Here is a 22,389-nt window from a genome sequence, read left to right as displayed (position 1 = left end):
GATTTTACCTTGAAAACAAGGAAAGATAAGATTGCACTTGCCACACTGTCCATTGCTGTAGGTATGGCACTGTGCTCACCAGCATATTCAGCTCCACAGCCTTCACAGAATACTTCTCAGGAACAGGCTGGAAGTGTGGTTAAAGGAAGCTACGTAGAAACTGCCAACTCTGCAAACTATGACGTACAAACCAAGCTGCTGGGACCAACTGATATACCAAGAATCGAGCAGACTGCAAATTTTTCTACAAAGACCATGGAGACAATGAGTTCTCCTGCCTCTGAAGAATACATTCTTAACCGCAATTATGCTGACAGTTCAACATTCCCGATGAGACTTATAAAAAAACTGAATCAGCCTTGGACAGCTGCACCAAAGTCTCCAATCACCGGAATGGCTGCAACCTGCTTTTATGGTGTACCAGCCTATAAAGCTCCTCAGAAGTTCGATCCACATACCACTCCGATTACTGTTACATCCGATAAGGTATCAGGAGATATTGCACAGAAAGACAAGCAGATTCTTACCTATTCAGGAAAAGTTGAAATCGTTCAGGGTGACAGAAAGATTCAGTCTGAAAAAGCTACCTACAGTGGAGAGAAAAAAACTCTGACCACCGAAGGTAACACCACAATGAGTTCAGGTGAATATACAACCACCACACAAGAACCGGTAGAACTTGATCTGGATAAGAAAACTGTTAAAGGAACCAAGACAACATATCAGTTAAACGGTTCTGTTCTCAACGGTGATGCTGAAGAATATGTATTTGATAATGCTCAGGGAAAGAAGATCCTAAAGAAGGCAACTCTTTCAGGATGTCCCGCTGACAAACGCTCATGGCATATGTATTCATCCTCTGTTGAAGTTGATGATGGAGACAGTTTCGGTTCAGCATGGAACGATGTTTTCTTCGTGGGCAAAGTTCCTGTTTTCTATACCCCATATGCAAACTTCCCTGTAACCAACAAGAGAAAGACTGGTCTTCTGCCAGCAAGTGTTGAGTACAAATCAGGATATGGTTTTGGCTATGAGCTGCCAATCTATCTGAATCTTGCGCCTAACTATGATGCCACCATAACTCCGGGACGTGATCCTGAGCATGGAGCAAAATATGATGGTGAAATCAGATACATGCCTTTTGAAAACTTCACAGGTAGCATTATAGGAACATATCTTCCAAATGATCCGAAGTTTACAAGAGTTGTTACCACAACCAATGGAACCGCATACACAGAGAATTCTGATTCAACCTCATCAGACCGTAAGAGATGGTTCCTGAATCTTAAGGACCGAGTAACATTCCTGGAGAGAGATCTGGTTTTCACTCTTGACTACTCAAAGGTAAGAGAAGGTGACTATACATATCTGAGCGACATCAGTCAGAAGGATGCGGCTGTAACCGACTCAAGTCTGGTTCAGTCTCTGCGTGGTGTTTACGATCAGGATAAATATGATGTGTCAGTAGAGCTGAGAAAGTACCAGAATATGTACTCAACCTCAAGCTTCAACACCTATAAACCATTTGCAATGCTGCCTCAGATTAAACTTCGAGGCTATGATACCTACAACAGATTCACCTACAGAACTGAGGCTGAACTGACAAGATTCAGCGTTGAGAAATACACTTCAGACAACAAGAATCTTTACATGAACAGAATGCATCTGCAGCCTTCTCTGAAGTACAACGCATTTGATTCATACGGAACCACTGTTGATTTTGGTGCTACAGGATTCCTGACTCATTACGATCAGTCAGATCTAAAGTATTTCAGTACTGCATATCAGCAGCGACTTGGATACGCAAATGTACAGGATTCAATTACCAGAAGTACCTACCTTTTAGAGGCAAAGGCTAAGACCACTCTTGAAAGAAAGGTTCTTGATATGAATCATACCCAGACCTTAGAGCCTGAAGTCAAGTACATGTATATTCCATACAGAGACCAGAGAAACATTCCTCTATACGACACAACCAGCCGTTACGATGAATACTACACTCTGTTCTCTCCAATGCGTTATGCCGGTATTGACCGAATTGCAAACCTCAATACCATAACTGCTGGTTTTACAACCAGACTTCTGGATTCACATGATCGTGAAAACATGAGATTCTCTCTGGCTCAGGGTTATAACATGGACAAACAGCGTGTTCATCTGAATGAGTACTACGATAACTCACTATATGAGTCCAGACACAGAACACCAATCGAAGCTAATTTCGATGCCGAGTACAAGTCATTTAACTACCATGCCCAGGCTCAGTATGATCCTGAGGTAAAAGAGTTCTATGCATATAATGCCGGAATTCACTACACCAATAAGATGACCGGATTTAAGACCGGCATATCATACAGATATCTGAAGAACGGTAACTATCTGGTTGAGGACGGCAGAACAATCAAGGACTTATCTCAGATTGGTCTGACAGCATCACTGCCTCTGTCTCCATACTGGACTTTATTCGGAGCCTCATATCGAGATCTTGAGCAGAACTACAATATTGATACCAAGGTTGGAATCAGATACGATGAATGCTGCTACTCAATTGCACTGGTATACGAAGACTACCTCAAGTACAACTGGGCCAAGAACAGGCATGAAAATGACAGAGTTATCGGTCTGAATATTGAGTTTAAGGGCTTCTATACAGTTAACATCCGTAAGATTTCAGATGTTAGAGGAACCAATACCCATTACCTTCCAGACGTAATTCCTAACAACCTTAACAGATAAAGGAAGATTGACTGGAAATTGAATGAATTCTTAGGCAATATAGTTAATATTGTGCAGAATTCTAGATTATAAGAAAAAGGAGGCGAATTGCTTTTCTCCTAACCGGGAATTTATATTCGCAAATAAATTTATGAGAATAAAACAGACATTTACAAAGCTTTCTTTAATTGCAATGTTCGGTGCATCCCTAGCAGTTGCACCTGCTCTTTCCTACGCAGAGGAAGAGATAGCACTGGATTCAACTGCCGCAGTTGTAAATGGAGGAATTATTCTTGAAAGTGACCTTGACCGTCACACCAGTGAACTGATGCAGAACTACAAGGCTCATGGAGCTCAGGTTGATGAGCTTACAGCACGCCGTCAGGCTCTGCAGTCTTTGATTACCCGTTCTCTGATTCTTCAGCTGGCATCAGGCAACGGTGCAGATATTCCTGATATGCAGCTTGATTCTATTCTAAAGCAGACAGCTCTTAGAAATAACACCACTCCAGAGAAGATTCTGGCTTCATACGGAAATATTTCTGAGGCTCAGGCAAGACAGAAATTCAAGGAAGATTATCTTATCAATGAAGTAAGACGTTCATCAGTAAGACAGAGAATCAATATTTCAGACAGTGAAATCAATACCTATGCCAAAGCCCTGAAGGAAAGAGGAAGTGTTGAACCAATGTATCACATTGGACAGGTAGTAATTCCTCTGTCATCAAATCCTACAGAGCAGGAATACCGTCGTGCTCAGGCAAATGCACAGAAAGCCTTAAAGGATTTAAGGGGCGGTGCTAATGTAGATGAAGTTGCAGCTCAGTATGCTGTTAACTCTCAGAGTGCGGATTTAGGATATCTTCCTGAGACAGCTATTCCATTACCATTTCTTCCTGCCTTAATAAAGGCTAAGCCAGGTGATGTTGTAGGACCATTCAGATCAGCAGTGGGAATGCACATACTTAAACTTTACGATGTTACCAAGAATGCAATTACTCCTGTTAAGACCTATCGTGCTTCACATATTCTGATTAAGACATCTATTATCTTCTCAGACGAGGCTGCCATCGCAAAACTGAATTCAATCATGGATGATGTTAAGGCTGGCAAGATGACCTTCGCAGAGGCTGCAAAGAAATACTCAGAAGATCCTGGTTCAGCAGTTCAGGGCGGCGATTTAGGCTATCAGTCATTAGATGCCTTCGATCCAGGCTTTGCTGCAGGAATTGCCGCACTTAGTGTTGGTCAGTACAGCGAGCCTGTAAAATCAAGCTACGGCTGGCACATCATTCATCTTGATGATGTAAAGATTGATAAGGACTCTCTGAATGCATACAAGGATAAGGCAGCATCACTCATCTTTGAAAGAGAGTTCGCAGAAGCTGTTGCCTATTGGGAAAGAGGACTTCGTGAAAGTGCCTATATCCATGTAATCGATCCTGAGCTGGTTAGAGCTGGTGCTGGAATTGAAATGGATAACACAACTTCATCACAGCCAGTGCAGAATAAAGACGGCAAGATTTCTCAGGGCTCTGTTTATATGAATTAAGTTTATTCACAATAAACAGCCTAAACTAGGTTATAATTCACTCAGCGTTGGTGTATCATCAGCGCTGATTTTGTTTTTTATACAGGTAAAAATATGGCACTACCACCAGTACACATGAAAGCGAGAAAACGCTTTGGTCAAAACTTTTTAGTAAATGATCATATCATCGGTCAGATTGTAGACGCTATCAATCCTAAAGAAGGAGAGAAGCTTGTTGAAATCGGCCCTGGTCATGCAGCTTTAACAAGACCGGTTTTAGAGAGAGCAAAAAGCTTAACAGCAATTGAGCTTGATAGAGATCTGGTTGAAATTCTAAAGCATGATCCTTTCCTAAAAGGTCTTACCATCATCGAAGGCGATGCCCTAAAGGTAGACTTCGAAAAAATTGAAGGTGCAGGTAATCTGAGAGTATTCGGTAATCTTCCATACAATATTACCTCCCCTATCATTTTCCATCTGCTCTCCCAGAGAGGCATTATTGATATGCACTTCATGCTGCAGAAGGAAGTGGTTGAGCGTCTTGCTGCTGCACCTAACAGCAAGGATTATGGACGTCTGACTGTTATGACACAGTTCCATGCCAACGTTATTCCTATGCTTATTGTTCCTCCTTCAGCATTCAGACCTGCTCCTAAGGTTACATCCGCAGTTGTAAGACTTAAGCCTAAGGATCTTACTGATGAGGAAAGAGCACTTGTACCATATCTGAACAACGTAACTACTACAGCATTCTCTGCAAGACGCAAGACAATCAGAAATGCCCTTTCAAAATTCTTCACTGAAAACGAGATTATAGATATGGGCCTTGATCCTATTATTCGTGCAGAGAACATTCCTGTTGAAAAGTATGTTGAACTAGCAAAAGCTATAAAGTACAGAGATAAAGTCTAATGGCAAACTCACCAGTATTCGAACTTCTACAGAGAAATAAGGATATCTTTGAAAATAGAAACCTGATTATTGCAGGTGATGTTTTTGATCCTATGATTCTGTCTTTAGTTAAGGACAGTACTCATGCAACTGTTATCTGCGATAACTACGTAGCCTGCAAAGCTATGGCTGCAATGATCGGACAGAGCATGAGTTCAGATTTTCCACAGGTTATCTCTTACAAACACGTTGATCTTATCTTCTCAGATATTGAGTCAGCTATGCCAAAGATCCCTCAGGCAGATACTCTAGTATTACTGCTTTCAAAGGCAAAACAGCAGACAGTTAAGCTTTTAAATCTGCTTGAAGAAAAACTTGATAAGGGCGGCTATATCTATACAGCGGGATCTAATGATGGCGGAGCAAAGAGTGCCGATTCACTTCTAAAGCCAATGGGCTCCACCATCAAGGTTGATCTGGCCAGAAAGTGTACCCTGTTTAAGGCTATATATGAGAATCCTGTTAACACCTATTCTCAGCCAAAGGATATTGATGTAGCTATCGGTGATATTTCTATGAAGCTGCATCAGGATACAGCTGTATTCTCTCAGGGCAAACTAGATAAGGGAACAGAACTGCTTCTGAACAGTATCGCAAAGATTGTACCTCAGGGTAAGGCTCTTGATCTTGGCTGCGGCTGCGGTGTAGTAGGAATCTTTTTATCAAAGCTTGGCTTTAAGGATATTACAAGTTCAGACGTATCAGCATCAGCTCTGCATCTTACCTTGGAGAACACCTGTCTAAACAGTGTTACTGATGTAAAGATTGTTGCAGCAGATATGCTGACCGGACTTGATAAGTATGATGTGATTGCAGTAAATCCTCCATTCCATGTGGGTATTTCAACCACTACTGCTCCAACCATCAACATGATTATCAATGCATCCGAACATCTGAATAAAGGCGGTGTTCTGTATCTGGTTGCAAACTCTCATCTTGGCTATGGTGAAATTCTGAAACAGAATTTCTCAAGTGTTGAGATCATAAGTTCAAGCAACACCTTCACTGTTTACAAAGCTGTGAACGCATAAAAAAATTCCGGAGTCGTACAAAACAGTAGCTCCGGAATATTTCTCAATTCTTCGAAATTAGAGGCTTATTTAGCCTTAACCTCATTTACAAGTTCCTGACCTTCAAAGTAGGCTTTAGCATTTGACAGAGTGGTATCCACAATATTGTGCATTGCCTCTTTGGTAAAGAATGCCTGATGAGAAGTCAGAAGAACATTATTGAAACTTAGAAGACGGCCAAGCTTGTCATCAGCAATGATGTTATCAGACTTATCCTGGAAGAAGTACTGGCTCTCCTCCTCGTAAACATCAAGACCTGCTGCACCAATCTTTCCGTTCTTAAGACCTTCAACCAGAGCTTCAGTATTGATAAGTGGACCACGACCGGTGTTAATCAGCATTACACCATCTTTCATCTTTGCAATTGAGTCCTTGTTGATCAGATACTTGTTCTCTGGAGTTAATGGGCAGTTCAGAGAAATAATATCTGATTTTGCATACAGTTCATCCAATGAGACATACTTGATGCCTGCAGCCTTTTCATATTCCTTATCCTCAAAGATATCGTAAGCAAGAATATTAAGACCAAAGCCCTTAAGAATTCCGATAAGAACACGAGCAATCTTACCGGTACCGATAACACCTGCAGTCTTGCCGTATAAATCAAAGCCCATTAAACCATGCAGAGCGAAGTTACCGTCACGGGTTCTGGTATATGCACGGTGAGTTTTTCTGTTAAGAGTTAGAATCAGAGCAACGACATGCTCAGCAATTGCATGAGGAGAATAAGCTGGGACACGAACTACACGAATGCCAAGATCCTTGGCTGCCTGAAGATCGACATTGTTAAAGCCGGCACAGCGTAAAGCAAGAAGCTCAACGCCATTTTCCTTTAGCTTGGTCAGAACAGTTCTGTCTGCACGATCATTTACGAAAATACATACAGCTTTTGCACCGTGAATTTCATCTGCATTCTTTTCATTTAAGAATGAACGGTGGTAAATAAGCTCAAAATCATAACCTTTGCTTGCGTTCAGATCTGAAAAGGCGTGTCTATCGTAGCTGTGGGTACCGAAAAATACAATCTTATTCTTATCCATTGTTTGCCTCGAACCATAAAACATATCTTTGTCTAGGATACCTTAATCTTCTCAGAAAAATTGATCCAGATCAAAAAAATTTTGAATTGCTCCAAAACAAAGATTAACCTTTTAGAACAGTCTCATATGCATTATAGGTTCGATTATCAAAAAGACACCATTCAATAAGATCAAAAGATGAGCTCATACTCCTGAGTACGTCCTTCACTGTTTTAATCGCTACTTCAGCGGCTTTATCAACTGGATATCCGTAAACTCCTGTTGAAATTGAAGGAAAGGCAACTCGTCTTGCACCGTTTTTCTGAGCTTCAATCAGAGAATTTCGATAGCAGTCTGCAAGAAGAGAGGCTTCATTTGAAGAGCCTCCATGCCAGATAGGTCCCACGGTATGGATCACATATCTGCATGGAAGATTATAGGCTTTTGTGGTTTTAGCTTCTCCGGTTGCACAACCGTTAAGAGTTCTGCACTCCTCTAAAAGCTCTGGACCTGCAGCCCGATGAATTGCTCCATCGACACCACCTCCGCCTAAAAGTGAGTTGTTGGCAGCATTTACTATTGCATCAACATCTGTAAGTCTGGTGATATCACCTAAAACAAGTTTAATTTCCAAAACTAATATCCTAAATTCTGTCTGACTACGAAATGAGGTTTCTGTATCATCTGTCCGTGATAGTTAACCTGCATTTTTATCATAGCACTTATAACAGATTTGCCCTGCTCTAATGATTCATCGTGTATGAAATCTGCGTCACAAGGCATATTTGGATGATAATCCTGTCCAATATAACCTACAAACTCATAACCGCTATCCTTTGCAGTTTTCTTCAGAGATTCAAGTGAGTCCTTAAGCTGTCTGTATCCATCCTGCCCCTCTGATAAAGCACTTAGATTAGTTTCCATAATGGCTACATCTGATGAGAGTTTCAGAATAAAACTGTGATCAGGGCCTGATGCAGGATTCTCCTTAAATGCAGACATAGGAATTGAAACCTTCTGATGTGAAAATGAAAGATTCTCCTCCAGTCTTCTGCATTTGTCCTGAAGAGATACAAGTTTTCTGAGCAGAACTGCACAACAGACAATAGCACCGACAACACCTACAATACACAGCACAATAAGAATCACGGCAAAGGTTCCATAGCCATAAACTCTGCTTTCAAATGCTGATGAATCATCAAGGCGCTTCTGAACCTTACCGTCCAGCTGCTCGGTTAACAGGTTGAATTCACTGCGGTTGTTGTCAATCTTGCTCTGGAGATCAGATGATGTCTGAGAAATATTCTTCTGACTGTCCTCAATACTTACTCCCATTTTCAGAAGTTCTTTTTTTATACCTTTTATATAGAAATAATTGGTATCGATATTCTTCTTGAATTCTGCCAAGATATTGACGCAGCGCTGAAGATCTTCCCTCTGTTTTTTCACGTTGGCATTAAGTTCATTTGAGGTGGAATCAAGATCCTTTTTAAGCCTTGCAACCTGTGCAGAGAGACCGTTTAAAGTCCTAACATTCTTTTCAAGCTCCCTGGTCATTGCAGAGCTGACGTAATTATTCACATATCCTTCAAATGCAGCAGAAGGAGAAAACATTGCCTCCTGCTCCTCGGTAGGACCAGATATGGATGTACCTGCAGACATATCATTAACATAAGGCTCTTCAGCCATGCCGGCAGTACAGAAAATAACTAACGGAATTAATAGAATATTTCTAAAATTCATATAAATCCCCCTCTCCAAAATTCGCTGTAGTTTTAACAAAACATATACGAAAAATACCTATGCAAAAAAAATACCATTTAAGATTTGTCTTCTCTATATCTAACATATTTTCAATATGCAAACTTTTGTTTGAACAAAATTAACATTTTCCCTTTTAAACTAGATTTAATGCGGAAGGAGAGGATTTTCCTTGAATTTACAAAGAGATTTTTCTTATTAAGAACTATTACTGTTAATAAAAAAAATTAACATTTTTCTAAAAATTTCACCAAGATCATAATTTTTTCATCAAATTGAAAATAATTTACAAATTAGATTTGACCTCCTAAAAATTACAAAAAATTATTGCCTCACAGCGCAAATTTTGTCTTTAAATAGATTATACAAAATCACTGAAAGTCCCTTTGTTAATCACAAGTTTGAAGCACGTAAAAAAATCTATTTCAAATTTAATTTATACTACCCCTAGTGAAACTATCATTTTAATTTAAGAACAAATTTATTTATGGGGGAATTCCTATGTCAGGAGTATTAGCAATGATTCTGGCAGGCGGTGAGGGTACTCGCTTAATGCCATTAACCGAAAGTAGATCAAAACCAGCAGTTCCATTTGGCGGAAGCTATCGTCTGATCGACTTCGTTCTAAACAATTTCGTTAACTCAGGTATTCTTAAGATCTTTGTTATTACACAGTACAAATCACAGTCTTTAATGATGCATCTTAAGAATGGCTGGCAGGTAAGTGGTATCCCAGGCGCATTCATCGACTCACTTCCAGCACAGATGCGTGTATCAAAGGAATGGTACCAGGGTACAGCAGATGCAATCTATCAGAACCTGACCTTTATTCGTGATCAGTTCCCTGACCATGTTTGCGTATTCGGTTCAGACAACATCTACAAGATGGATGTCAGAGAGATGCTGAACTATCACAACAGCAAGCAGGCTGAATTAACCGTAGCAGCTATCAAGATGAAGTCAGAAGACTGCGCGGGTAAATTCGGTGTTATCGAAGTTGATGAAAACGGATGCATGATTGGTTTCCAGGAGAAACCAGCTAAGCCAAAGGAGATCCCTTCAGAGCCTGGTTATTCTCTAGTATCTATGGGTAACTACATCTTCAAGGCTGACGTTCTGATTAACGAGCTTGTTGAAGATCAGCAGGACAGCAAATCAAGCCATGACTTCGGTAAGGACATTATTCCTAAGCTGTTCCCTCGAGGAAAGGTATTCGTATACGACTTCAGCTCAGCTAAGATCGCAGGCGAAGCTGATTCAGCTTACTGGAGAGACGTAGGAAGCGTTGACAGTTTCTGGGAAGCTCATATGGATCTTCTTGGCAACTACGCTAAGTTTAATCTACACAATCCTAAGTGGGCATTACACACCTACTACCCACCTCTACCACCAGCAAACTTCGTTGATACCGATGATAACGAGTCACACGTTTCAATGTCCCTGATTTCAGCTGGATGCGAGATTAACGGTGCAACAATCAACAAATCAGTATTAGGCTTCAGATGTACTGCCAATGACGGTGCAAATGTTGAAGGCTGCGTAATGATCGGAGATAACACCATCGGTAAGGGCGCAAAGGTAAGAAACGTAATTCTGGACAGATACGTTGAAATCGCTCCAGGCTTTACCCTAGGCTATGATATTGAAGAAGATAAAAAACTTGCTGCACAATACAAAAAAGGCAAGATAAATATCTCAGATAATGGCATAATAGTCGTAGGTAAAGGTTTAAGACTGGGATATTAGTGATCCCGATCAATAAAAAATAGACATATAGGGGATATCTGTGAAAGTATTATTATTATCATCTGAAGTTGCAGATATTGTTAAATCCGGTGGCCTTGCTGATGTGGCAAAGGCCCTTCCTTTGGAATTACAGGCAAGAGGACACGATGTTAAAATTGTGCTTCCTTGCTATTCAATCATCAAAGGCTGGCAGGATTTACCAATCATTGCTGAAGGTGTACTTAACAAGTCTCACTCAGACGTTAAGTTACATATTCCCTACAAAGTCAGAAAAGCTATTCTCAACTCAAAGGTTGAAGTATTGCTGATCGACTGTCCACAGTACTTCGACAGAACATCAATGTATGGCGACAACAATGAAGCCTATGGTGACAACGGTTATCGCTATGCATTCTTCTCTGCCGCAGCAATTGAAACAGCAAAAATTATCGGTTTCCAGTTTGATATTCTCCACTGTAACGACTGGCATACCGGTCTTGCACCTATGCTGTTACGCATCAAATATGCTAATGATCCATTCTTTGAGAAATCACGCTCAGTGATTACCATCCACAATGGAGCATTCCAGGGCGTATTTGACAGATCTCAGATTTCTTATCTCCCAGAAATCAGTGGTATCTACAATGACAAGGTTTCACAGGGTTCATTCATTAACTTCTTAAAGTGTGGTGTATTCTACGCTGATAAGATTAATACCGTTTCTCCTGGTTATGCAAAGGAATTAACCTCATACATCGGTGGTCACGGTATGACCCAGAACTTTATTGACAGACAGATGGATCTGTCAGGTATCATCAACGGTTGTGACTACTCTGACTGGGATCCTGCAACTGACCAGCTTTTGAGAATACGTTATGACGTTAATACCCTTGATCAGAAGATCTTAGGTAAATATCTATTACAGCGTAAGCTCGGCTTTGAGATGGGTGATACCCCAATGTACGGTATGGTTGCCCGTCTGACTGATCAGAAAGGTATCGGTCTGCTTATTCCGATTCTTGACAGATTCCTGCAGCACAAGGTGCAGGTTGTCATCGAAGGAACTGGTGATCCTGCTCTGCAGAAGCAGATGGAGGAAATCGCCAACAGACATCCTGGTAAGATGGTCTTCAAGTCTGTTTATGACAATATGCTTGCTCACCAGATTGAGGCTGCAGCAGATTTCTTCCTGATGCCATCAATCTTCGAGCCTTGCGGTCTAAATCAGATTTACTCACTGGCATACGGTACTCTTCCTATCGTGCGTGCGGTAGGTGGTCTACAGGATACCGTTGTAGATTATGATACTGACCGTGAGAACGGTACAGGCTTTATCTTCAAGGATCCTAATTCTGAAGAGTTGCTGTCCTGCTTAAGAAGAACACTGATTCTGTATCTTGAGAATAATGCTGAGATGAAACGAATCAAGCAGAACGCAATGAAGGTTCGATTCAACTGGTCTGACAGTTGTGTTCAGTACGAAGCTCTGTACAAGAGTGCACTGCAGAAACCTAAGTGGTAAAAAATTATATACCTAGAAAAGACAGTCTGTATGACTGTCTTTTTTTGGGTCCATTAGCCAGTGTTATTTTACAGGCTAATTCCAAAGCTCGCTTAGAACCTCCTTAATCGAGGAGATAATATACACAGCCTCCTGGATACTCAGAGTTTCATCAAATGAAAGTCTTAAAGCACTTTTACTAAGAGCATCCGACAGACCTAAAGCTTTTAAAACATGACTTGGTTTAGATGATGAGCTGTTGCAGGCGGAACCAGCAGACGCACAGATCCCTTTCTCTTCAAGCAAATACCGCAGAGAATCTCCATCAACCCCCTCAAAAGAAAAATTCAGATTGCCTGGTAACCTTTTTAAAGGATCTCCATTCAGTTTAACCGATGGAATTGCTGTGATTTCATTCTGAATATAGGTCCTGACAGCAGTAGTCTGAGCTATTTTATAATCAAGATTCTCCAAAGACTCTTCTAAAGCAACTGCCGTACCTATAATACCGGGAAGATTCTCTGTACCAGCTCTGAAGCCAAACTCCTGAGAGCCGCCATTTATAACAGAAGAAATAGGAGCCCCCTCTCTGACATAAAGTCCACCTACCCCTTTAGGCCCATGAAACTTATGAGAGGAGAAGGATAGATAATCCACATTTAGGTTATCAACATCAACCGGAATATGACCTACAGCCTGAACTGCATCAGTATGAAAAAGCACACCTGCCTTTCTGCATATAGATCCAATTTCGTCTATACGCTGAACCGTGCCAATCTCGTTGTTGGCAAGCATAATTGACACCCCAGCCGTATCAGGCCTTATGGCAGACTCAACGGCAGAAGGTTCTATTATTCCATCTTCGGGAATATCTAAGAGCTCTATTTCAAAACCATATTTCTTTAACTGTTCTAAAGTGTAGAGAACAGCATGATGTTCAAACTTTGATGAAATAATATGTTTTTTGTTATTCTTAAGACCTGACTGTGCTATTGAATTTAATGCCTGATTATCCGCTTCACTACCGCCAGAAGTAAAAATAAGCTTATCATTAGCTCCAGCATTAAGACATTTTGCTACGGTAAAGCGCCCCCATCTTAAAGCATCTTGAGCTTTCTGCCCAAAAAAATGAGCACTTGACGGGTTTGCATAATTGTCCGTAAAAAAAGGCAGCATTGCCTTTAAAGCCTTATCTGAAAGTTTTGTTGTAGCAGCGTTATCGGCATAAATAATCATCTAGGCACTTTCCTTATTCTCATCCTTCTCACAGATAGCCTCAAAAGGACAGTTCAGCTGACATTCGCCACACTCGGTGCAGATATGAGCATCAATTACAAAAGAACCATCCTCCTGCTCAACAATAGATTCGAATGGACATGAGGCAGCACATTCTCCACATTGAGTACAGATGCTCTTATCAATAAAATACATATACAATTCCTTGCTCTAAAGCATGTTAATAATTAGCATTGAGCATGATTAAATGTTAAGGGCCTAATCATGCTCATAGAATTAGGCCGGCTTTATAAATCCATCAGGCCGAACTCAAGCAGGATTTCTTCAAGTCTGTCTTGAGTTAAAGGCTTTGGAATTACAAAGTTCTCGTTTTCTTCAATCTTTTTGGCCAGTTCTCGGTATACATCAGCCTGATTTGCCTGAGGATCGTGCTCAATAACAGTCTTACGTCTGATCTCTGCACGCTGGACCTCATTATCTCTTGGAACAAAGTGAATTAACTGAGTACCAAGTTCTGTAGCGAAAGCATTAACAAGATCGTATTCACGGTCAACCTTACGGCTGTTGCAGATGATACCTCCAAGTCGAACGCCGCCTTTCTTGGCATATCTGGCGATACCCTTTGAGATGTTATTGGCAGCATATAAAGCCATCATTTCACCTGAGGCTACAATATAGATTTCCTTAGCCTTACCTTCTCTGATTGGCATAGCAAATCCACCGCAAACCACATCTCCCAGAACATCATAGAAAACGTAATCCAGATCATCTGTATACGCACCAAGTCTTTCAAGCTGGTTGATAGCAGTAATAATGCCTCGACCGGCACAGCCTACACCAGGCTCAGGTCCACCGGATTCTACGCAGCGGGTGCCCTTGTAGCCTTCCTTTAAAATATCTGTAAGTTCAATGTCCTCACCAATGTCACGCAGAGTATCGAGTACAGTTTTCTGTGCAAGACCTCCCAAAAGCAGTCTGGTTGAATCTGCTTTAGGATCACATCCAACTACCATTACCTTATTACCTCTTTCCACAAGGCCTGCGGTTAAATTCTGGGTGGTTGTTGATTTACCGATACCGCCTTTTCCATAGATTGCGATTTGTCTGGTTTGTGTCATTTTAATTTCCTTATATAGATTGATGCTGTGTTACTAACAAAACTATTTGCCGCCTACGGCCTGAGAGTAGATTCTTTCGATTAGAGAAAGAGCGCCTCTATATCCGATAAAACTGCGGTTAATAATCAGAGTCTCCGTTGAAGGAGTTCCTACTTCTATTAAAAGAGCCTTAAGCTCTCTTGCTACGTCAGCTTCCCATGAGCTTGCAAGAATCAGCGGAACGCCATTGCCAAAGTCAGTTTTCTTTAGAGAATCCTCTACCTTGTAACCATCTTCATGAAACTCCACGTCAAGACTTATGTCTTCTCCAAGATTGCTGTAGATGGTTCTGATTTTGTCTCTTGCTTCATCAGGAGGATTGTCAGTAATAATCTGTTTAACAGGAATTAAACCAATCTGATCTGAAAGAAACTTGGTTAGAGCAAGATTGTCTGTACTGTTGGTGACGGTTGCAAATTTTGCAGGCAGTCCATACCAGTACTCCGAGAAGAAGTTTGAGAAATGCTCCAGGAAGTAATAGTAAATTCGAGATTCCTCACTGATGAATTTTTCTGCTTTGGTATTATCAATTCCGGCAAACTCAACCACCTGTCGGATAAAGGCGGTAGTAGCCTCCTCCCCGATTGGAAGAATAGGTACATGCAGATATCTTTGGTGGTATTTCTTCTCCAGATGTTTAACTATCTTTAGGCCATTCCAGGCGGAGATAAGCAGATTGAAATCAGCTTTTGGAATGTTCTTCCACTCCTTGACACCGCCACTTTCAGGTCCAAAGAGGACATTTACCCTAAAGCCGGAGGCTCTGAGAATTCTCACCATCTCAAGGTAATCACCTCTCCAGTTCTGATTAAAGTATGGGGTCTCTAGCCATAGATTGATTAAACCAGCCTCCTTTGGTCCGTTGTAGCTGCCTACATACTGATCAATAATTGCATTTACCACCAGCTCATGACCATCAAGATTTGAGCCTTTAAAACCACCGGTATCCGCATAGACGACAGGATAGCCGTTCTGCTGATATTTTCTTACCACAGAACCAACATCATCTCCCACCAGTTCGCCAGAACAGCCGGTCAGAACCACATAAAGATCACCTTTGACCACACCAATAGAAGCCTTTATCAGATCATCGAGCTTCTTTGAGCCTCCAAAGACAATGTCATTTTCTCCAACATTGGCGCTAGGGATATTTCCTCCGCTTACGCCTGCGGTTCCCTGAAAGCCATTATCAAAACTTAGGAAAAAGAACTGCTTATACATACAGCCTGGACCGCAGTTAGCGATAGGAACTGCTCCCTTAATAGCGGACACAGAATAGGCTGCGCCTACAGTACATGCATAATGAGAATGCACAATAGATTCATCGTGTTTTTCTTTCTTTTTTACGTCAGAATTCTTTGTTTCTAATGTCATACTTTAAACAGCCTCGTCTAATTCATCTTCATAATCAACATCATTCTCAAGCGGAACAACTTTATCCAGAGCCTTAGGATCATGAGATAAAAGGAAAGGATCACTCTGAGACAGCCACCAGTCGGTATAAGGAAGCTTAATGTGCTTTGAGAGCACACGGTTGAATTTCTTTCTTGCCATAATGTCAAGAATGATTTCACCAGTGCGAATCAGACCGTCATAACCTACAGGGATATGCTCATCACCCATAGCAAGAGCAGGAATACCTAGTTTTGCCGCCTCAGGTGCAAGGCCCTGATGTCTAATGATTACAAAATCAGGTTTCTCGATTCGGTTGAAGATATTAGATAGCTGATAAGCTTCAGTTTTACTTACGGTGTAGTTCTTAATGTCACCATAGGTATTTACAAGTTCCTCCAGAGTATTCTGATGAACACCGGCACCATCGTAGATCGGATCATGATGGAAGACGATGGAGCCATCAACTTCAATTCCAAGCTCCCTTAACACAGTGATAAGACCATGAGCATAGGCAGAACCTGTCATTACAAAGCCTTTAACTCCCTTGAACTTTTCGCGAAGTTCATTCACCTTAGGAAGAACCCTTTCGTGCTCTGAGCTGATGTAATCTTCGATAATGTCATCCTTGCCTACCACATGAGCAACTGCTCTTAACCATTCATCTGTTCCCTTAAAACCGTATGGCTGAGGAGCATCAATCTGAGGAACACCATATTCCTGCTCCAAGGCTGTAGCCATATAAGAGCCAAGAGTATTACAGAAGGTTGCAGTAGCTACTGCTTCACTGGCCTGACGCAGTTCATCAAAGCTTGCCATATCAATCATGTAATTGACTCTGAGACCTAATGGTTTTAGGAGAGGAGTGAAGTAATCTGTTCCCCAGAGGGCTACGATATTGATAAGATCTTTCTGCTTAACAGGATTCTTATTTACAATCTGGCGAACCACACCATGCTGGGAAACATCAAAACCAGTACTCCAGTGTTTTGAGCGGAAGCCTTCGCAGTGAAGAGGAACCACAGGAATCCCAAGCTCACTTTCCATTTCATCTGCGATAGAATCGATATCTTCACCAATAATTGCTGTAGCACAGGCCATAGAGATAAAGATTGCCTTAGGATGCTCACGCTCAAATACCGTACGACAGGTTCTTCTTAACTTGTCAGAAGCGCCGAAAACCATGTCACTCTCAAGCAGATTGGTGCTGTAGATTTTCAAATTCTGAGGTGGTTTATTACGACGACCTAATCCCATGTTAAAAGCCAGATTAAACCATGGATTATCGCCAGAACAGCCAATTGGAGCATGCTGAATCAGAATACAGTCGGTGATATTTCCAATCTGACACTCAACAATTGCGTTTGCACACATTGTCTGCTGATTCAAAGGAGAGTTAAGCTCACAGAGTTTACAAGCCTTTCTTGAACCGCATCCGCCTGCGCAGCCAGATGTTTTAATTCCTTCAAAACGTTGTGATCGTTCTATATAGTTTGAATCTTTTACAAGCTCTGAGGCAGGACCATCCCATCCGATGATGGTACCCAGTCTCATTTCACGGTTTTCTACCGCGCTCATTTCAAGATTTATTTTTTTTGCCATTGTGTTCTCCATCAACCTTTCTGGTTGTTGTTTAATTTTTAGTGCCGGTAAAAGCTAAAACACAGTGAATCATCTATCCATGGGAAAAGGTTTCAGCAAGATTAAGCTTTCTGCTGTAAATCTCGGAACTGAAGTCCTTTTCTCCAGGAACGCCAATTGCATCAGCTCTACAATGCTGACAGTGTTTAAAAACATCAAGATACTTTTCCGCAAGTCGTCTTGATGAATCTATCTGTGCACAGTTTGGCACTGAGCACATTGATAGCTCGTACTGAGGGATTAACGGGATAATGTTGTAGATTGACGCTCCGGCTTCCTTTACGGTTTTTGCTATAGTTTCAATGTGATAAAGATTTATCTCTGGAACCAGAACGGTATTGATTTTGACCGTCACATCTGCTTTAGCTAGCTTTCTTATGCCATTAAGCTGTTTCTCAATTAACAGTCTTGCTCCCTCTACTCCCTCATATCTTTTTCTGTGGTAGATAACGAAGCTGTTCAACAAAGCTTCAATAACAGGATCAACCGCGTTAACCGTTACAGTTACCGAATCAACCCCGGTTTCTATGATTTCTTCTGCTTTCTCCTCTAGTAGTAATCCATTGGTACTCATGCAAAGAAACAGCTTTGGAAATTCCTTTCTGATAAGGCGAAAAGTCTCCAGTGCATATGGAGTAGCCAGGGTATCACCGGGACCTGCAATTCCGACAACAGTGATATCCTTACACAGCTCCAGAGATTTTCTGACAACTTCCACAGCTTCTGCTGGTTTTAAAATCGAGCTGCACACTCCTGGGCGCTTTTCATAATCATTGAATTTTCTGTCGCAAAATCTGCAGCCGATATTACAGCCCGGACTTACAGGCAGGTGAATTCTTCCTGTCTGAGCTTTCTTTCCCTTTGCGTAGCATGGATGTTTTAGGCAGAGTTCCTGATAATTAGCGGTCATGCGGCAGACTCCAGCAATCTGTCTTTGATTATCTTGTCCAGGACTCTGCTTATAAGGTAAGGAGCCTCAAATACCTCGAAACCTTTGTTTTCAAGAAATGAAGAAGCACCCTGCCCGATTTTCGCGACCACTACCGCTTTACAGTCAGAAATTACAGAAGCTACAGAATTAAAGGAGTCAATAGTGTGGCCTCCACCGTTGCAGCAGCTTTGAACAGAGCGCTTTTCAAGAAAGTAGGCAAGATTGTCACGTAGCTCATAAATATAAAAATCCTGGGCATGACCAAAGTGTCTGTTAACTACCTTTCCATCTGAACTGGCAACTGCAACTCTGGTCAGACCTGTCCTGTTAGAAACAGCAGGTGAAAACTGAACACTTTCTTTCTCAGTAACAGCATTGGTGTTATCAGCTGAAGAGTCATTCTGAGGAACATATTCTTCAGTAGCATTTCTTGGTGGTACCCATACGGAAGTTTTCAGATTTTTTCCAAAATTTGATCTTCTGTTCTCAAAGGCTATAACCTTAGGCAATGCTTTCTCTATAGGGAGATTAACCTCAAGAGTATCAATATAAATACGGTTGAGAAGCTTGGTAATGCGATGAGAAAACGACGTTGCAAGAACATAGCTGCATTCCCAGAGAAATTCAGTTTCATTTGCCTGACATCCACCGTGGCAGCCTACACATGAACCGCAGCCATCAATACTAATACTGTAGTTATGCAGATACCCTTCACTATGATAGTTACCTTCGTCATCTACATTAAGAATGAGAAACTTTGTAGCTTTTGAATATTCGGTATCAATATTGATACCATCTGATGTTGCGACTGCAATTTTAAAGGACATAAAATCCCCCTGACCAGCCATAACTGATCTGTATATACGATTAAGGAAAAATATTTTTTAAATTGAACTGATTTATTCAGCTTGACTGATTAACACTTGCATTTACACATGCAACTGCATCTGCACATTTGAGAAGAAATGAAATTGATGGAATTGATATCGGAGAGAACATTAGAAAACTTCTCTCCTCGGTCAGCTTCTGCTGTAAATAACTGATTGAACTTTTGCATGTTTTAATACTCTTTTCTAGGTACTACTATTTTTTTAATTAGAATTTCTTTCTAATCTTTTTATATAAAGCAACGCTTTTTTTGTTTACTCTATTATCTGAATATTTTTTTTATAATGCCAATTCTATTTTTTTATATTCAGTTATATCTTTTTGTTATAAAACAAAAAAACACCATTATGATGATTCACTTTTAATTGATGATTATGATGAATAAGGTTCATTGAATCATATTCATTGAATTTTATTCAATATATATTATAATATACAAAAAAAGGAGTCATCATGAGTGAAAAGCTAACAAAACGCCAGCAGGATGCATTAGAAACAAAAAAGAAAATTGTTAATGCAGCAAAAAAGCTCCTGTCCCAAAAAGGATTTGATGAAATCTCAATCAGCGAAATTACAAAGGAAGCCAAGGTAAGTACCGGTTCCTTTTATACATACTTCAAAAAGAAAGAAGATGTTATTTCAGAACTCAACAAACTGGATTTCTATATTCTGGCGCAGACAGTTATCAAGATGAAAGATAAAACTTTGATCGAAAGACTTGAGTATTACTGTGAAAACTTTCTTCTGGCAATTGAAAGAGCCGGCATTGAAACATGCAGGCAGTGGACAAGAAATAACATAAAACCTCTGCCAATGCCTGAAGAACCACAGTTTACAAAATACCAGTATGACAATAAGGCTTTGTATTCAGTATTTGCAGATGCTGTGAAACATGGTGAATTATCAGAATATTTCCCTATTGAAGACTTTACAGTTCAGATAAACGCACATCTCTACGGGCTGATGACTATCTGGTGCATGTCGGATAGCAAAGTAATCGGATCAGGCAGGATCAAAAGTTACATCTCAGATTTTTTAACCCCTGCCCTGACAACTTACTTGAAAAAATAAAAAGGAAACTCTATGGAATATATCAATCTAAATAATGGCGTAAAGATGCCGATGCTGGGGTTTGGTGTTTTTCAGATTCCTGAGCACAAGGATGCAGTACAGGCAGTAAATGATGCTCTTGAAACCGGATATCGCCTGATAGATACCGCCGCAGCTTACTTCAATGAGGAAGCTGTAGGAGAAGCTATTTCTCAAAGCGGAATCAATCGCTCAGAGCTATTCATAACCACAAAACTATGGGTTCAGGATCATGGATATGACAACACTCTAAGAGCTTTCGATACCTCTATGAAGAAACTGAAGCTGGATATTCTTGATTTGTACCTAATCCATAAGCCTTATGGTGATTACTACGGTTCCTGGAGAGCAATGGAAAGACTCTATAAAGAAGGTCGAATCAGAGCCATTGGAGTTACCAGTTTCTGGAATGAAAGACTGGCAGATCTCTTCACTCACAATGAAATAAAACCAGCTGTAAATCAGATTGAGACCAATGTATGGCTGCAGCAGCAGGAAGCACATGATTTCATGGTAAAACATAACATCGTGCATGAAGCATGGTCACCTTTCGCTGAAGGCAACAACAACGTATTTAAAAACGAGATCCTGGAACAAATTGCCAGAAAACATAATAAAACCACAGCTCAGATAATGCTACGCTGGCTGATCCAGAGAAATATTCCTGTGATCCCAAAATCATCACATAAAGAAAGAATCATATCTAATTTTGATATTTTCGACTTTAAGCTTGATGAGGAAGATCTCTTAAACATCCAAAAGCTGGATACAAAGAAAAGCACAATATACGATGAAATGAATCCAGATATCGCCATCAGTATAGGTAGCCACAGAATTCATGATTAAAGAAACGGGAGTTTTTATGCAGACATTTACATTAAATGACGGTAACAGGATACCTGCAATTGGTTTTGGAACCTACCAGATACCGGCCGACGGTTCCACATACAAGGCGGTAAAGGAAGCCCTGAATCTAGGATATAGACACATTGATACTGCAGTTGCCTACTTCAATGAAAAAGAAGTCGGCAAAGCGGTAAATGATTCTGGTATTAAGCGCGATGAAATCTTTGTTACCAGTAAACTCTGGCTACAGGATTATGCCTATGCAGATGCAGTAAAAGCAATTGATAAATCACTTGAAAAGCTTAACCTCGACTATATCGATTTATATCTGATTCATCAGCCATACGGAAAAGTAGATGAAGCCTGGAGAGCAATGGAAGAAGCACAGAAAGCAGGAAAGATAAAATCGATCGGCGTAAGCAATATGACGGTTAAGATCTGGGATAAGTTCAAAGACTGTTTTAGTGTAATTCCAGCTGTAAACCAGGTTGAGTATCATCCAATGATGCAACAGAAAGAACTTAGTTCTCTAATGAGTAAACACGAGGTTCTTCTTGAAGCATGGGCTCCTCTTTATCAGGGTAACAAACTTCTGCTCGATAATCCTGTAATAAAAGAATTAGCTGCAAAATACAACAAAACAGTAGCCCAGATTGTTTTACGCTTTGAAAATCAGATGGGAGTAATTATTCTGCCTAAATCTACTCATACCGACAGGATTAAAGAGAATCTAGAGATCTTTGATTTTTCACTTGCAGAAGATGAAATGAAAATGATACAGACTCTAAATCAGGAAAAAGGGATTCATAATCCCGATAATCCAGGAGTTGGAGAATGGTTACTTGCCAATTTTGATGTTCACAGAGATGATTAGGTGCCAGAGATTCTGATATCTCTTTGCTTTCTGCTATTTATCATTCTTAACTGCAAAACAAA

The 22,389-nt window shown here is 40.6% G+C and carries 19 protein-coding genes; 9 read left to right on the top strand and 10 right to left on the bottom strand.

Features of this window, described 5'->3' with window-relative positions:
* Nucleotides 1-9 precede the first annotated feature (9 nt).
* The 4 genes from B5D46_RS04305 (at nucleotide 10) to B5D46_RS04290 (ending at nucleotide 6,228) form a co-directional block, all read left to right on the top strand.
* The gene (locus B5D46_RS04305; protein WP_078928392.1) at nucleotides 10-2,736 is read left to right on the top strand and encodes an LPS-assembly protein LptD; all 2,727 of its coding nucleotides are present in this window, start codon (nucleotides 10-12) and stop codon (nucleotides 2,734-2,736) included.
* 130 nt (nucleotides 2,737-2,866) lie between these two features.
* Nucleotides 2,867-4,267, top strand: a complete 1,401-nt coding sequence (locus B5D46_RS04300; RefSeq protein WP_078928391.1) for a peptidylprolyl isomerase — start codon at nucleotides 2,867-2,869, stop codon at nucleotides 4,265-4,267.
* 93 nt (nucleotides 4,268-4,360) lie between these two features.
* On the top strand, nucleotides 4,361-5,158 hold the full coding sequence (gene rsmA, locus B5D46_RS04295; protein ID WP_031491095.1) for a 16S rRNA (adenine(1518)-N(6)/adenine(1519)-N(6))-dimethyltransferase RsmA: 798 nt from the start codon (nucleotides 4,361-4,363) through the stop codon (nucleotides 5,156-5,158).
* The gene (locus B5D46_RS04290) at nucleotides 5,158-6,228 is read left to right on the top strand and encodes a class I SAM-dependent methyltransferase (RefSeq protein ID WP_078928390.1); all 1,071 of its coding nucleotides are present in this window, start codon (nucleotides 5,158-5,160) and stop codon (nucleotides 6,226-6,228) included. Before rsmA ends, B5D46_RS04290 begins: the two co-directional genes overlap by 1 nt.
* A 65-nt stretch (nucleotides 6,229-6,293) precedes the next feature.
* Here B5D46_RS04290 and B5D46_RS04285 read toward each other — a convergent pair whose 3' ends face one another.
* From B5D46_RS04285 to B5D46_RS04275, 3 genes are all read right to left on the bottom strand, one after another.
* Entirely contained in the window at nucleotides 6,294-7,307 is a 1,014-nt protein-coding gene (locus B5D46_RS04285; protein ID WP_078928389.1) for a 2-hydroxyacid dehydrogenase, read from the bottom strand.
* A gap of 103 nt (nucleotides 7,308-7,410) precedes the next feature.
* Nucleotides 7,411-7,920, bottom strand: coding sequence for an O-acetyl-ADP-ribose deacetylase (locus B5D46_RS04280; protein ID WP_078928388.1), 510 nt, complete (start codon nucleotides 7,918-7,920; stop codon nucleotides 7,411-7,413).
* A gap of 2 nt (nucleotides 7,921-7,922) precedes the next feature.
* Nucleotides 7,923-9,029 carry a hypothetical protein gene (locus B5D46_RS04275; RefSeq protein ID WP_078928387.1) on the bottom strand — a complete coding sequence of 369 codons (1,107 nt, stop codon included), beginning with the start codon at nucleotides 9,027-9,029 and terminating at the stop codon, nucleotides 7,923-7,925.
* 519 nt (nucleotides 9,030-9,548) lie between these two features.
* Here B5D46_RS04275 and glgC point away from each other — a divergent pair.
* Both glgC and glgA read left to right on the top strand, forming a co-directional pair.
* The gene (gene glgC, locus B5D46_RS04270; RefSeq protein ID WP_078928386.1) at nucleotides 9,549-10,793 is read left to right on the top strand and encodes a glucose-1-phosphate adenylyltransferase; all 1,245 of its coding nucleotides are present in this window, start codon (nucleotides 9,549-9,551) and stop codon (nucleotides 10,791-10,793) included.
* Nucleotides 10,794-10,833: 40 nt separating this feature from the next.
* Nucleotides 10,834-12,294 carry a glycogen synthase GlgA gene (gene glgA, locus B5D46_RS04265; protein WP_412556291.1) on the top strand — a complete coding sequence of 487 codons (1,461 nt, stop codon included), beginning with the start codon at nucleotides 10,834-10,836 and terminating at the stop codon, nucleotides 12,292-12,294.
* 75 nt (nucleotides 12,295-12,369) lie between these two features.
* Here the strand turns inward: glgA and B5D46_RS04260 are convergent, their stop codons facing one another.
* The 7 genes from B5D46_RS04260 to B5D46_RS04230 form a co-directional block, all read right to left on the bottom strand.
* Nucleotides 12,370-13,509 carry a cysteine desulfurase family protein gene (locus tag B5D46_RS04260; protein WP_078928384.1) on the bottom strand — a complete coding sequence of 380 codons (1,140 nt, stop codon included), beginning with the start codon at nucleotides 13,507-13,509 and terminating at the stop codon, nucleotides 12,370-12,372.
* Complete coding sequence (locus tag B5D46_RS04255) at nucleotides 13,510-13,704, bottom strand: ATP-binding protein (RefSeq protein WP_078928383.1); 195 nt, start codon at nucleotides 13,702-13,704, stop codon at nucleotides 13,510-13,512. It abuts the gene before it with no gap.
* A gap of 92 nt (nucleotides 13,705-13,796) precedes the next feature.
* Entirely contained in the window at nucleotides 13,797-14,627 is an 831-nt protein-coding gene (gene nifH / locus B5D46_RS04250) for a nitrogenase iron protein (RefSeq protein ID WP_078928382.1), read from the bottom strand.
* 42 nt (nucleotides 14,628-14,669) lie between these two features.
* Nucleotides 14,670-16,040, bottom strand: coding sequence for a nitrogenase component 1 (locus B5D46_RS04245; RefSeq protein WP_078928381.1), 1,371 nt, complete (start codon nucleotides 16,038-16,040; stop codon nucleotides 14,670-14,672).
* Between the two features lie 3 nt (nucleotides 16,041-16,043).
* Nucleotides 16,044-17,660: a nitrogenase component 1 gene (locus B5D46_RS04240; protein ID WP_078928380.1), complete on the bottom strand. Its 1,617-nt coding sequence runs from the start codon at nucleotides 17,658-17,660 to the stop codon at nucleotides 16,044-16,046.
* Nucleotides 17,661-17,733: 73 nt separating this feature from the next.
* A complete protein-coding gene (locus tag B5D46_RS04235; RefSeq protein ID WP_078928379.1) occupies nucleotides 17,734-18,609 on the bottom strand; it encodes a radical SAM protein in 876 nt (291 codons plus the stop codon).
* Nucleotides 18,606-19,457, bottom strand: coding sequence for a NifB/NifX family molybdenum-iron cluster-binding protein (locus B5D46_RS04230; RefSeq protein WP_159443018.1), 852 nt, complete (start codon nucleotides 19,455-19,457; stop codon nucleotides 18,606-18,608). The genes B5D46_RS04235 and B5D46_RS04230 overlap by 4 nt, the downstream gene beginning before the upstream one ends.
* A 514-nt stretch (nucleotides 19,458-19,971) precedes the next feature.
* On the opposite strand from B5D46_RS04230, the gene B5D46_RS04225 reads away from it, so the two are divergent.
* The 3 genes from B5D46_RS04225 to B5D46_RS04215 are packed head-to-tail and all read left to right on the top strand — an operon-like array spanning nucleotide 19,972 to nucleotide 22,327.
* Nucleotides 19,972-20,589, top strand: coding sequence for a TetR/AcrR family transcriptional regulator (locus B5D46_RS04225; RefSeq protein ID WP_078928377.1), 618 nt, complete (start codon nucleotides 19,972-19,974; stop codon nucleotides 20,587-20,589).
* Between the two features lie 12 nt (nucleotides 20,590-20,601).
* Nucleotides 20,602-21,453: an aldo/keto reductase gene (locus B5D46_RS04220; RefSeq protein ID WP_078928376.1), complete on the top strand. Its 852-nt coding sequence runs from the start codon at nucleotides 20,602-20,604 to the stop codon at nucleotides 21,451-21,453.
* A 16-nt stretch (nucleotides 21,454-21,469) separates the two neighbouring features.
* The gene (locus B5D46_RS04215; protein ID WP_078928415.1) at nucleotides 21,470-22,327 is read left to right on the top strand and encodes an aldo/keto reductase; all 858 of its coding nucleotides are present in this window, start codon (nucleotides 21,470-21,472) and stop codon (nucleotides 22,325-22,327) included.
* The last annotated feature ends 62 nt before the right edge of the window (nucleotides 22,328-22,389 follow it).

This window comes from Succinivibrio dextrinosolvens DSM 3072 (genome assembly GCF_900167015.1).
In the GTDB taxonomy this organism is placed as follows: Bacteria; Pseudomonadota; Gammaproteobacteria; order Enterobacterales; family Succinivibrionaceae; genus Succinivibrio; species Succinivibrio dextrinosolvens.
This window is presented reverse-complemented; position numbering and strand designations above follow the sequence as displayed.